This window comes from Telluria sp. BA11, from assembly GCF_056680305.1.
Genome location: NZ_CM155275.1, coordinates 1,012,254 through 1,024,583 on the forward strand (window position 1 = coordinate 1,012,254; position 12,330 = coordinate 1,024,583).

The following is a 12,330-nucleotide window of genomic DNA, read 5'->3' on the forward strand; positions in this document are numbered from 1 at the left end:
ACTTAACCTAAGTTTTTGAGAATCCAATTTCCACTTTCGAGGACGAGTACGCGGTCGCACTCGAACTCGTCCTGAACATTGTCGTGACCCGGCATGCTCTGGATCACGACTTCGCCTGCCTTGCGCAGGTCAGCGATTTTTTCCTTCAGCTCGGGGGCATTGCCCCACGGCGCGCGAATGGAATGCTTGCGCTCGGCCATCGGCAGCAGCCGGGCCAGTTCGCGCAGGTCGAGCGAGAAGCCCGTTGCAGGCCGCGCACGGCCGAACGCTTCGCCCACATGGTCGTAACGGCCGCCGCGCGCAACCGCATTCGGCAAGCCCGTCACGTACAGCGCGAACATGGCGCCGCTTTCGTACTGGTAGCCACGCAGGTCGGCCAGATCGATCGCGATCTCGGCGCGGCCCAGCGCGCCGGCGGCCAGCGCTGCCAGTTCGGCCAGCGCGCGCTGCACGCCCGGCAGCGCCGGCAGGGCTTCGCGGGCTTCGGCCAGCACGTCGATATTGCCGTACAGGCGCGGCAAGGCCAGCAGCGCCTTGCGGGTCTGCGGGTAGTAATTCTGCGAGATGGCATCCAGGCCCGGCGCATCCTTGGCGCGCAGCAGGCAATAGAGCTGGTTCTCGTCGCGCTTGGCCGCCGGGTCGTCGTCGAGCAGTGCGCGCAGCACGCCGACGTGGGCCAGGTCGAGGCGCACGTTCGTGAAGCCGGCCAAGGCCAGCGAACCCAGCGCCAGTTCCTGGATCTCGGCATCGGCTTCGAGGCCGGCATGGCCGTAGATCTCGGCGCCGATCTGCATCGGCTCACGCGTGGCGTGCAGGCCCGACGGGCGGGTATGCAGCACGCTGCCGGCGTAGCACAGGCGGGTGATCGAGTCGCGGTTGAGCAGGTGCGCGTCGATGCGCGCGACCTGCGTCGTCATGTCGGCGCGCAGGCCCAGCAGGCGGCCGGACAGCGGATCGATGACCTTGAAGGTTTTCAGGTCGGTGTCGGCACCGGCGCCGGCCAGCAGCGAATCGAGATACTCGAGCAGCGGCGGCATGACCAGTTCGTAACCGTAGAGCCGGAAGTTATCGAGCATCAGTCGGCGCAACTCTTCGATCTTGCGCGCTTCGGACGGCAAGACATCGGCGATATTTTCAGGCAATAGCCAATTCGGCATGGGCAACGACGTTATGGGTTTGGGATAGTCAATGGCAAGCTTCGTACGACAGGCGTGCCAGCGCACGACGCGAACGCCGAATCGGTGATTTTAACCGAAAACCACCAGATTGAGGCAGCGAAAGCGGGACTGGCGGGGGTCAAGGTTGATAATCTGCCACGATGCCGGACAGTACGGGCAATGCCTGCCGCAGACGACACTGGGGGAGCAAGGCCGATGGCCCTGCTCCCCCAGATTGTTCAACTACCCCCGCAGCAAGGCGGGAACAGCGTTATTTGCCGCCGCCTGCAGGTGCCTTGAAGTACTTGAAGAACTCCGAGCTTGGATCAACAACGATGACATCGCTGCGATCCTTGAAGCTCGCACGGTACGCTTCGAGCGAACGGTAGTAGCGTGCGAATTCCGGGTTCTTGCCAAAGGCTTCGGCGTAGATGGCCGATGCTTTCGCATCGCCGTCACCCTTGACTTTTTCGGCGTCGCGGAACGCTTCGGCGATAATCACGGTACGCTGGCGATCGGCGTCGGCGCGGATCTGCTCGGATTCGGCAGCACCGGTTGAACGCGATTCGTTGGCGACGCGGACACGCTCGGCGCGCATGCGTTCGTACACCGAATTGATGTTCTGCTCGGTGTACTCGACACGCTTGAGGCGCACGTCGACGATGCCGATGCCGACTTCCGCGGCTTCAGCAATGAGCTTGGCCTGCACTGCTGCCATCACGGCTGCGCGCTGGCCCGAAATCACTTCACGCACGGTGCGCTTGGTGATCTCGTCGCTCAGTGCCGCCTTGATGACCTGCGACAACCGGTTCTGCGCGCGCGTTTCATCGCCGGCGAAACTCACGTAGTACAGGCGCGGATCGCTGATGCGCCACTTGATGAACGAATCAACCAGCACATTGCTCTTCTCGGACGTGATGAAGCGGTTCACGTCAGGCGTGTCGAGCGTCAGGATGCGCTTGTCCATATAGACCACGTTCTGGAACGGTGGCGGCAATTTGAAGTGCAGGCCCGGCTTGTCGATCACTTCCTTGACCTGGCCAAGCGCGAACACGATCGCGAAACGGCGCTGGTCGACAACGAAAATGGTGGACGACAGCAGCATCAGTGCGATGAAGCCGGCCACGAAGATGGTAACGAGGCGGTTCATTAACGGGTCTCCCGATCACGTGAGGAATCACGGCTGCGCTCATCACGCTGGCGCACCGCTTCCAGGGCCTGGGTCACTTCGGTCGGCTGGGCAGCGCCTGGCACTTGCACCGGACCCGACTTGCTGCCGACCTGGGCATCGTTGGCTGCGACCTGCTGCATCAGCTTGTCGAGCGGCAGGTACAGCATATTGTTGTTGGCACGCGAGTCGATCATCACCTTCGTGGTGCTGGAGAAGATCTGCTGCATCGTGTCGACATACATGCGGTCACGGGTCACGCCCGGGGCCTTGGCATAGGCAGCGACGACCTGATCGAAGCGCGACGCGTTACCGGTCGCGTTTTCAACCACCATCGAGCGATACGCTTCGGCGTCCTGCTGCAGGCGGAACGCCTGGCCGCGCGCGGCTGGGATCACCTGGTTGGCATACGCTTCACCTTCGTTGCGGGCGCGGGCGCGGTCCTGGCTGGCGCGGACCGCGTCATCGAACGCGCTCTGCACCTGCTCCGGCGGTTGCACGCCCTGCATCGTCACGTTGCTGATCAGGGCGCCCAACTTGTAGCGATCGGTGATCGTCTGGATCAGCGTCTGCACATCGGCCGCGACTTTCTCGCGGCCTTCGTACAGGACGAAGTCCATCTTGCTGCGACCGACCACTTCGCGGATCGCCGTTTCGGCTGCCTGACGCACGGTGTCGTCCTGATCGCGGTTGTTGAACACCCATGCGACCGGGTCTTTCAGCGTGTATTGCACGGCAAACTGGATGTCGACGATGTTTTCGTCGTCGGTCAGCATCAGCGATTCCAGCGGCTGCTTGTTGCTTGCCGTGCCACGATAGCCGATCTCGGCCGTACGGATGGTCGAGACATCGACGATTTCGTGGGCCTGGATCGGATACGGCCAGCGCCAGTTGAAACCCGGCGTCGTCGTGTGGCTCAGCTGGCCGAACGTCGTGACCACAGCAGTTCTACCCTCTTGCACGATGAACGCGCCGGAGGCCAGCCAGATGAAGCCGACGATGATGGCAATGACGCCCGCACCGATGCCGGCGCCGCGCATTTCGCGGTTCGGACCGCCACTGTCGCCGCCACCGTTGTTATTGCCACGGTTGCCGAACATCTTGTTGAGGCGCGCATTGAAATCGCGCCACATCTGGTCGAGGTCAGGCGGGCCGTCGCCCGGACGGCGACCGTCCTGGGCCTTGCGGTCATCTTCTGGGTTACGGCCCCAGCGTGGGTCGTTCAGCGACAGTTTGACGCCGAATCTTTTTAGTATGGAAACAAACATAGGCTTAGCGTGGCCCAACAAGGGTGGAAGTTGGCAGATGATCGGCAGGACCTTCGGGTAGCGCGTCAGGCAGCGCGTCCACCGACGCATCGACCTCGGCGAGCTCGAAAGCGTCGTCCTGTTCTTCGTTTTCCGGGGTGGCTCGATAACTTTGACCAGGTCCGGACTTGGCCGTTTCGGCGATCGCCGAACGCAGCAGATCCAGGCCGGCGCCGCTATGGGCACTGATAAACACCCGGTTGATCTTATCATACTCATCACGCTCGACCCCGGGCTCCAGGCCCGCTGCATCGATCTTGTTCCAGACCAGAATTTGGGGAACATGATCGGCGCCGATCTCGCGCAACACCTCGTTGACCTGCTCCACCTGCTCCATACGAGTAGGTGACGCGCTGTCGACCACGTGCAGCAGCAGGTCGGCGTGGATCGTTTCTTCGAGCGTGGCGCGGAATGCCGCCACCAGCTGGTGCGGCAAGTCGCGCACGAAGCCGACGGTGTCGGAAATGACGACACTGCCCACGTCGTCGCCCAGGTACATGCGGCGGCTGGTCGTGTCGAGCGTGGCGAACAACTGGTTCGCCACGTACACGCCGGCCTTGGTCAGCGAGTTGAACAGCGTCGACTTGCCGGCATTGGTGTAGCCGACCAGCGAGACGGAGAACGTGTTATTGCGGCCGCGCTGGCGGCGCTGGGTCTCATGCTGCTTGCGCAGCTTGGCCAGTCGTGCGCGCAGCGCCTTGACGCGTTCGCCGATGAGCCGGCGGTCGGTCTCGAGCTGGGTTTCACCCGGACCGCGCAGGCCAATACCGCCCTTTTGCCGTTCAAGGTGAGTCCAGCCGCGGATCAGGCGCGTGGCCAGGTGCTGCAACTGGGCCAGCTCGACCTGCAGCTTGCCCTCGTGGCTCTTGGCGCGCTGCGCAAAGATATCGAGGATCAGGCTGGTACGGTCGACGACGCGCAGCTCGAGACGACGCTCGAGGTTACGCTGCTGGGCAGGCGAGAGTGCGTGATTGAAGATGACGATATCGACGCCAAGTGCCTTGGCGTCGAGGGCGATTTCATCGGCCTTGCCGCTGCCGATGAAAAGTGCGGGATCGGGGCTCGAGCGCTTGGCCGTGATCGTGGTGATCGGTTCGGCGCCAGCGGACTTCGCAAGCAGGGACAACTCTTCGAGACTGGCGTTGAAGTCGCCAGTCCCGAAGTCGATGCCGACCAGGGCTGCGCGCATGAGCGGCGTGCCGGGGGCGTCAGCCATCGGCCTTACTCGGCTTCGCTGGAGTCAAGATTGAGGTTGACGGCGCGGGCCGGCACGACGGTAGAGATGGCGTGTTTATAGACCATCTGGGTCACGGTGTTGCGAAGCAGGACGACGTATTGGTCGAAGGATTCGATATGACCCTGCAGCTTGATACCGTTGACCAGGTAGATCGAGACAGGGACGTGTTCCTTGCGCAAGGCGTTGAGGAATGGGTCTTGTAACAGTTGCCCTTTGTTGCTCATAACAGCTCCGTGATGTTGTTGTAGTTAAAAGTTTGAGGCGATTTGCCGATTTTCAAGTAGTCATGCCACATGGGTGAGGCCATATTCTGCCAAAGCGAATGCGGCCCTGAACTACTGTAACCTGTTTCGCCACTTTTTGTCGTACTGCTACGGCTTCGCGAACGGGTTCTTGCCACTGCGCAGTTCGATCCGCAGCGGGGTGCCGACCAGGCTGAACGTCTCGCGGAAATGCTTCTCGAGATAGCGCTTGTAGGGCTCGCTGATCCCGTCCAGGGCATTGCCGTGGATGACGATGATTGGCGGGTTCTGGCCACCCTGGTGGGCGTAGCGCATCTTTGGACGGCCCGAGCCCTTGCGTTTCGGCTCTTGCTTCTCCACGGCCTCTTGCAGCGCGCGCGTCAGGCGCGGCGTCGACAGGTTGGCGGTGGCGGCAGCATAGGCCGCCTCGACCGATTTCATCAGTTGCGTGATGCCGGTGCCGCGCAGTGCCGAGACGAAGTGCGTGTTAGCGAAGCTCAGGAAATCGAGCTTGCGGTCGAGATCGATCTTGACTTCGTCGCGCTCGTCGGTTTTCAGGCCATCCCATTTGTTGACGGCCACGACCAGCGCCCTGCCCGATTCCAGGATGAAGCCGGCGATGTGCGCGTCCTGCTCCGAGATATCTTGCTGGGCGTCGAGCAGCAGCACGACGACGTTGGCGTCGGCGATCGACTGCATCGTCTTGACGACCGAGAACTTCTCGATGGCTTCAAAAATCTTGCCGCGACGGCGGATACCGGCGGTGTCGATCAGCGTGAACTTCTTGCCATCGCGTTCGAACGGTACTTCGATCGAGTCGCGCGTGGTGCCTGGCATGTCGAACGCAATCACGCGCTGCTCGCCGACCAGCGTGTTGATCAGGGTCGACTTGCCCACGTTCGGGCGGCCGACGATGGCGATCTTGATGCCGTGGTCGACGTGCTCGAGTTCGGCCGGTTCGTCCGGACGCGCGGCGAACGCGGCGTCGAGCGCCTCGACCACGAGGTCGGTCACGCCGTCGCCGTGGGCGGCCGAAATGACGTACGGGTCGCCCATGCCGAGTTCATAGAAGTCGGCCGTGACGGCCGTGTACTTCATGCCTTCGGACTTGTTCACGACGAGCATGACCTTGCGGCCGCTCTTGCGCAGGAAATCGGTGATGGTCTTGTCGTGCGGGGTCAGGCCCTGACGACCGTCGACGATGAACACGACCACGTCGGCTTCGGCGACGGCCTGGCGCGTTTGCAGCGCCATTTCGTGCATGATGCCTTCTTTGGCGACCGGCTCGAAACCGCCCGTGTCAATGACCAGGAATGGTCGTTCGCCAATGCGGCCTTCGCCGTAGTGGCGGTCGCGCGTCAGGCCTGGCATGTCGGCCACCAACGCGTCGCGCGAACGGGTCATGCGGTTAAATAAGGTCGATTTCCCGACGTTGGGTCGACCTACGAGTGCGATTACCGGCTTCATGTTTTCTTATTCGACCGCGATGGCGGTCACAGTTCCGTTTTGTGTTTGAAAAATCAGGTTTGAGCCAGCCACCAGCGGCGTGCCCACGATCGGGCTCCCGTCGGTTGCGGCGCGCGCCAGGAAAGAGCCATCTTCGCGCGACAGGAAGTGCACATAGCCTTCGTAGTCGCCAACCGCGACGGCGCGGCCATACGACAGCGGGGTCGACAGGCGGCGGAACGACAGTTTGTCGTTCTTCCAGCTGCTGGCGCCCGTGTCGCGGGTGAATGCATTGAGTGCTCCCTTGTCGTCCGGTGCGAACACGAACAATTGGTCGACGGCTACGCCGACGCTGGAGGACAGGTCACGCGTCCAGCGCGCCGAACCGGTCACCAGGTCAAAGCAGCCTACGCGCCCTTGGTAGGAAGCGGCGCACACCTCGTTCTCGAACAGCACCGGGGCGCCGCCGATATCGGTGACGCGTTCCAATTCGGTCGCGCCGCGCGAGATGCCGACCTCGACGTCCCAGCGCGGTGCGCCGGTAGCGATGATCAGCGCGGACAGCTTGCCGCCCGGCTGCGCGACGATGACGTCGGTGCCGGCCACGATCATGCCCGGCGCGTTGCGCAGCGTCAGCGGCGGCGCGACTTTCTGCACAGTCCATTTCTTGCTGCCATCGGTCGCGTCGACACCGACGATGCGGTTGTCGATCGAACGGGCGACGACGATGCCTTGCGACACGACCGGCGCCGACAGGATCTCGCTCGACAGCTGCGTTTTCCAGAGCAGCTTGCCATCCATGTCGTAGCCCATCAGGATGCCCTTCTCGCCACCGACGACGATCAGGTTACCGTCCGTGCCGACGCCTGCCGACAGGTCGCTGTCGGCCTTGACGCGCCACAGCTGCTTGCCGGTGGCCGCGTCGACGCGCGCAATGGCGCCATCGGCCGCGGCCACGACGAGCGTGTTGCCGCTCAGCACAGGCGAGAACTGGTAGCCCTTGGCCTTGCCGATGTCGAGTTTCCATGCGGTGCGCACGGCCATGCTGCCCTTGAGTTCGACGAGCTTGGCGGGTTGATCGCCCTTCTTGTCGGATGCAAATGGATTGAGCGAATTGAGGGTCGAGCAACCCGTCATCAGGGCCAGTACGCCGACGCCAACAAGCTTGCTGCTAATACGCATTATGTTCTACCTTGTTCCTGGACTATAAAGGACGCAAAGCCCGCGGCCGCTCGAAGGCGGACGCGGGCCATCTCATGCGAAAAATTTACGCAGCCGCTTTCTGGTCTGCGGCTGGCGATGGTGCCGTGTTCTTGTCTGCCGGCACGGTACCGCCGATGGCTTCGAGCTTGACCTGCACCAGTTGACGGGCCGGGCTGGCGGCATCCATCGCGGCCAGTGCGGCGACATACGCAGCACGTGCTTCGTTCAGCTTGTTCTGGCCGACCAGCACATCGCCCTTGCGGTCGTTCACTTCGGCAGTGAACTGCGGCAGGAACGTGCCGTTCAAGACTTTCAGTGCTTCGTCGAAGGCTTTTTCATCGAGCAGCACACCCGCCAGACGCAGCTTGGCGATCGATTTGTATTCGTCGTTGCCGTTGTCGGCCGCCCATTGCAGCTGGGCCTTGGCGGTTTTCAGGTCGTTCGCTTCGAACGCCGTCTTGGCCGCGGCCAGGGCTGCCATCTGCGTGTATGGCGAGCTTTCGTACTTGGCGCGGATGTCGCCGGCGATACGCTGCACCTTGGCATTGTCATTGGCCAGCAACGACGTCTGCAGTTCGTCGTACAGCGCCGAGGCTTCGATCGACTTGTTGGCCTGGTGGGTCTTCCAGAAATTCCAGCCGGCGAATGAACCGAGCGCCAGGATCAGGACCCAGACGATGATGTTGCCGTATTTCGACCAGAACGCCTTGAAGGAATCAAGCTGTTCCTGCTCTTGGTGATCGTATGCCATGTGCGTGTTCTTGTAGTGAGTGGATGGAATGCGTAATACGACGGGTGTTAATGCTTATGGATGTGATCGTGATCGTGACCGCAGTGTTCGTCATGCACGTGCGCGCCGGTGATCTGGTCGACCAGGTAATCGACCACTTCCAGGAACGGCACGGTGCTCTGCTGCTGCTCGCCGATCTCGCCGCGCATCGTCTTCACGGCCGCGGTTTCGTTGGCAACTTCGTCCTCGCCAATGATCACGGCAAACGCTGCGCCGGACCCGTCGGCCTTCTTCATCTGGCTTTTGAAGCTGCCGGCACCCGCTGGCGTTGCGCAATGTAACACAACATCCAGCCCGGCATCCCGAATGCGCTCGGCCAGGATGAAGGCTTGCAGCTGCGCCTTCTCGCCCTGATGGACCATGTAGACATCGCATTGGTTCGGCTCGGCCGGCTCGCCCATCGCCTTCATCAGCTCGATGATACGCTCCATGCCCATCGCGAAACCGACGGCCGGCGTGGCCTTGCCGCCAAAGGTTTCCACCAGCGGATCGTAGCGGCCGCCAGCGCAGATCGTGCCTTGCGAGCCGAGTGCATCGGTGACCCACTCGAACACGGTGCGGTTGTAATAGTCCAGGCCGCGCACGAGGCGTGGGTTCACGGTGTACTGCACCGCGTTCTGGTCCAACAAGAATTTGACGCCATTGAAGTGCGCCAGCGATTCTTCGCCCAGGTAATCAAGCAGGCGCGGGGCCGCGTTGACCATCTCCTGCATGGCCGGATTCTTGGTGTCGAGGATGCGCAGCGGATTGCTGTGCAGGCGGCGCTTGGCTTCGGCGTCCAGGATACTTTCGTGCTGCTCGAGGTAGGCGATCAGGTCGGCGCGGTGTCGCTGGCGCTCTTCGGCATTGCCGATCGAATTCAGTTCGAGGCGCACGTTCTCGATGCCCAGGTCATCCCACAGGCGACGGCACATCATGATCAGCTCGGCATCGATGTCCGGGCCCGAAAACCCGATGGCTTCGGCGCCGAACTGGAAGAACTGGCGATAGCGGCCGCGCTGCGGACGCTCGTGACGGAACATCGGGCCCTTGTACCACAGGCGGCGCGGGCCGTCGTAGACCAGATTGTGTTCGAGCACGGCGCGCACGACGCTGGCGGTGCCTTCCGGGCGCAGCGTGAGCTGGTCGCCGTTCATCGAATCCTCGAACGAATACATCTCTTTTTCGACGATGTCGGTCACGGCGCCGATGGCGCGCGAGAACAGGCTCGTCTGCTCGACGATCGGCGTGACGATCTTCTGGTAGCCGTAGCTTTTCAGGATCGTTTCAGTGGTGTTCTCGAACAATTCCCACAGCGGTGCATCGCTGGGCAGGATGTCGTTCATGCCTTTGATGGCAACAATTTTTTCTGGTTTGGACATGGTAAGTAAACTCTTCGATCACCGCGTGCTGGCGCCGCGGCGGATTTTATTGTGCGACCGACTCGCGGCTGTAATTCTTCTTCACGTAATCGAGCACGATCGTCTGGAACTCTTCGACGATTCGCTCGCCGCGCAGCGTGGCAAACTTCTGGCCATCGACAAACACCGGCGCCGCCGTCGATTCGCCCGTGCCCGGCAAGCTGATGCCGATGTTCGCGTGCTTCGATTCGCCCGGCCCGTTGACGATGCAACCCATCACGGCCACGTTCATGCCTTCCACGCCCGGATAGGTCTTTTTCCATTCCGGCATCTGGTCGCGCAGGAAGGTCTGGATATTGTCCGCCAGCTCCTGGAACACGGTCGACGTCGTGCGGCCGCAACCCGGGCACGCGATGACCATCGGCGTGAACTTGCGCAGGCCCATCGTTTGCAGGATTTCCTGGCCGACGATGACTTCGCGCGTACGGTCGCCGCCCGGTTCGGGTGTCAGCGAGATACGGATCGTGTCGCCGATGCCCTCTTGCAGCAGCACCGACAGCGCAGCGGTCGAGGCGACGATGCCCTTGCTGCCCATGCCCGCTTCGGTCAGGCCCAGGTGCAGCGGATAGTCGCAGCGGCGGGCCAGTTCGCGGTACACGGCGATCAGGTCCTGCACGCCCGAGACCTTGCACGACAGGATGATCTTGTCGCGCGCCAGGCCCACTTCTTCGGCGCGGATGGCGTTCTCGATCGCCGACGTGATCAAAGCTTCGTACATGACGGCCTGGGCCGACCATGGATTGGCGCGCAAGGCGTTCTCGTCCATGATGCGCGCCAGCAGCGACTGGTCCAGGCTGCCCCAGTTCACGCCGATGCGTACCGGCTTGTCGTACTTGGCAGCGATCTCGATCATCTGGGCGAACTGGGTGTCGCGCTTGGCGCCCTGCCCCACATTGCCCGGATTGATGCGGTACTTCGACAGCGCCTGCGCGCACTCGGGATAGTCGCGCAGCAGCAGGTGGCCGTTGTAATGGAAGTCGCCGACCAGCGGCACATCGACTTCCATGCGGTCGAGCTGGGCGCGGATCGCCGGTACGGCCGCTGCTGCTTCCGGCGTGTTCACGGTGATGCGCACGATCTCGGAACCGGCACGCGCCAGCTCCTTGATCTGGATGGCCGTGCCGATCGCGTCGGCGGTATCGGTATTGGTCATCGACTGCACGACGACGGGTGCATCGCCGCCGACCCACACCTGGCGCGCGCCGTGCGCGACCAGGACCTTGCGGCTGGCGCGGCGGGCCATCGGGCCCGATGGAATGGCTGCGGCCGATGCAAACTCGGGGACAGGGGTTTCGTTCAAGGAATTCATGTTGGTTCCAGCGAGTGATCAGCTTATTTCAGGGCCACGCGTGCGATGGTCTTGCCCGGCTGCTGTGGCAGCGGGACGTTGGCGCCGCGCAGTGTCGCCGTCACGGCGCCCGGCACGCCGACGGTCAGGTTGACAGGGCCGGCGACTTCGACCGACTCGGTGCTGCCGGCTTTGACCAGGCGCGAGATCAGCGGACGACCGCCGCTGCTCGGACGCACTTCGATCCACGAATCGGCGCGCACGTTCAGCACCAGCGTGTTGGCGCCGGCGGCAGCCGGTGCTGCGGCGGCCGGCGCTGCGGCAGCCGGGGCCGCCGCGACTGGCGCCGGCGTGGCGGTAGCCGGTGCAGTGACCGGCGCAGCGGCAGGTGCGGCAGCGGGTGCGGTCGGCGTGGTTGGCGCCGTCGTTGGCGCGCCCGCCGGGGCCGTGCCCTGGCTCGATGGCGACGGCACCGAAATGAGCGGCACGGACGGATTGATCAGGCCTTGCTGGACCGGCGCGGCGGCACCTGGCGCAGCAACGCCCGGCGCCACGACACCGGCAGCCGGATTCTCGAGCACCATCGTATCGCCCGATTCGACGTCGCGGTTCAGGCTTGGTATCAGGTCGAACTGCCAGGCCGCAACGGCGGCGCCGGCCACGATGACTACGGCGGCGATCCAGCCCAGCGGCAGGCTGCGGCGCTTGCCGTTGATCGGGAACCGGGTTTCCGAGAACGCAGCCGGTTTTTGTTCACGGCGCGCAGCAGCCATCGCCGACTGGGCGCCCGCGCGGGCTTCCGGCGGCATGTTCAGTTCGATCATCGACACCAGTGGCGCCGCGTCGATGCGCAGCAGCTTGGCGTAAGCGCGCACGAAGCCGCGCGTGACGGCCGGGCTGGGCAGCGAGGCGTAATCGCCCGCTTCCAGCGCCAGCACCTGGCGCGGCGCCAGCTTGAGCTGGTCGGCAACCTGCTCGACGCTCCAGCCCATGGTCTCACGCTGGGATTGCAGGGTCTTGCCAGGGATGCCGGACGCGTTGCCCGGTGCGGCTGGCTGGTCTGCTTGCTCGTTCATTGTCCTTGTCCTTGTC

11 protein-coding genes are annotated in these 12,330 nt (G+C 63.2%); all 11 read right to left on the reverse strand.

Annotated features, from left to right (window positions below; genetic code table 11):
• Positions 1-2: 2 nt before the first annotated feature.
• On the reverse strand, positions 3-1,157 hold the full coding sequence (locus AC1MGT_RS04455; protein WP_499503166.1) for an ATP phosphoribosyltransferase regulatory subunit: 1,155 nt from the start codon (positions 1,155-1,157) through the stop codon (positions 3-5).
• 271 nt (positions 1,158-1,428) lie between these two features.
• Positions 1,429-2,307, reverse strand: a complete 879-nt coding sequence (hflC, locus tag AC1MGT_RS04460) for a protease modulator HflC (protein WP_499503167.1) — start codon at positions 2,305-2,307, stop codon at positions 1,429-1,431.
• Positions 2,307-3,593, reverse strand: coding sequence for an FtsH protease activity modulator HflK (hflK, locus tag AC1MGT_RS04465; RefSeq protein WP_499503168.1), 1,287 nt, complete (start codon positions 3,591-3,593; stop codon positions 2,307-2,309). Before hflK ends, hflC begins: the two co-directional genes overlap by 1 nt.
• A gap of 4 nt (positions 3,594-3,597) precedes the next feature.
• A complete protein-coding gene (gene hflX / locus AC1MGT_RS04470) occupies positions 3,598-4,821 on the reverse strand; it encodes a GTPase HflX (RefSeq protein WP_258835116.1) in 1,224 nt (407 codons plus the stop codon).
• A gap of 32 nt (positions 4,822-4,853) precedes the next feature.
• Positions 4,854-5,093, reverse strand: coding sequence for an RNA chaperone Hfq (hfq, locus tag AC1MGT_RS04475; protein ID WP_183555416.1), 240 nt, complete (start codon positions 5,091-5,093; stop codon positions 4,854-4,856).
• Positions 5,094-5,240: 147 nt separating this feature from the next.
• Positions 5,241-6,578 (reverse strand): ribosome biogenesis GTPase Der, encoded by a 1,338-nt coding sequence (gene der, locus AC1MGT_RS04480; protein ID WP_183555417.1) that lies wholly within the window; start codon positions 6,576-6,578, stop codon positions 5,241-5,243.
• Positions 6,579-6,584: 6 nt separating this feature from the next.
• Entirely contained in the window at positions 6,585-7,739 is a 1,155-nt protein-coding gene (bamB, locus tag AC1MGT_RS04485) for an outer membrane protein assembly factor BamB (protein WP_499503169.1), read from the reverse strand.
• Between the two features lie 85 nt (positions 7,740-7,824).
• Entirely contained in the window at positions 7,825-8,511 is a 687-nt protein-coding gene (locus AC1MGT_RS04490) for a YfgM family protein (RefSeq protein WP_499503171.1), read from the reverse strand.
• A gap of 47 nt (positions 8,512-8,558) precedes the next feature.
• Positions 8,559-9,911, reverse strand: a complete 1,353-nt coding sequence (hisS, locus tag AC1MGT_RS04495; protein WP_499503173.1) for a histidine--tRNA ligase — start codon at positions 9,909-9,911, stop codon at positions 8,559-8,561.
• Between the two features lie 46 nt (positions 9,912-9,957).
• A complete protein-coding gene (ispG, locus tag AC1MGT_RS04500) occupies positions 9,958-11,259 on the reverse strand; it encodes a flavodoxin-dependent (E)-4-hydroxy-3-methylbut-2-enyl-diphosphate synthase (protein WP_499503174.1) in 1,302 nt (433 codons plus the stop codon).
• A 23-nt stretch (positions 11,260-11,282) separates the two neighbouring features.
• Positions 11,283-12,314: a helix-turn-helix domain-containing protein gene (locus tag AC1MGT_RS04505; protein WP_499503176.1), complete on the reverse strand. Its 1,032-nt coding sequence runs from the start codon at positions 12,312-12,314 to the stop codon at positions 11,283-11,285.
• Between the last annotated feature and the right edge of the window lie 16 nt (positions 12,315-12,330).

Bases quoted from the DNA above. Each gene is read 5' to 3' on its own strand.
- AC1MGT_RS04455 (WP_499503166.1), bottom strand. From the start codon at position 1,157: ATGCCGAATTGGCTATTGCCTGAAAATATCGCCGATGTCTTGCCGTCC.
- hflC (WP_499503167.1), bottom strand. From the start codon at position 2,307: ATGAACCGCCTCGTTACCATCTTCGTGGCCGGCTTCATCGCACTGATG.
- hflK (WP_499503168.1), bottom strand. From the start codon at position 3,593: ATGTTTGTTTCCATACTAAAAAGATTCGGCGTCAAACTGTCGCTGAAC.
- hflX (WP_258835116.1), bottom strand. From the start codon at position 4,821: ATGCGCGCAGCCCTGGTCGGCATCGACTTCGGGACTGGCGACTTCAAC.
- hfq (WP_183555416.1), bottom strand. From the start codon at position 5,093: ATGAGCAACAAAGGGCAACTGTTACAAGACCCATTCCTCAACGCCTTG.
- der (WP_183555417.1), bottom strand. From the start codon at position 6,578: ATGAAGCCGGTAATCGCACTCGTAGGTCGACCCAACGTCGGGAAATCG.
- bamB (WP_499503169.1), bottom strand. From the start codon at position 7,739: ATGCGTATTAGCAGCAAGCTTGTTGGCGTCGGCGTACTGGCCCTGATG.
- AC1MGT_RS04490 (WP_499503171.1), bottom strand. From the start codon at position 8,511: ATGGCATACGATCACCAAGAGCAGGAACAGCTTGATTCCTTCAAGGCG.
- hisS (WP_499503173.1), bottom strand. From the start codon at position 9,911: ATGTCCAAACCAGAAAAAATTGTTGCCATCAAAGGCATGAACGACATC.
- ispG (WP_499503174.1), bottom strand. From the start codon at position 11,259: ATGAATTCCTTGAACGAAACCCCTGTCCCCGAGTTTGCATCGGCCGCA.
- AC1MGT_RS04505 (WP_499503176.1), bottom strand. From the start codon at position 12,314: ATGAACGAGCAAGCAGACCAGCCAGCCGCACCGGGCAACGCGTCCGGC.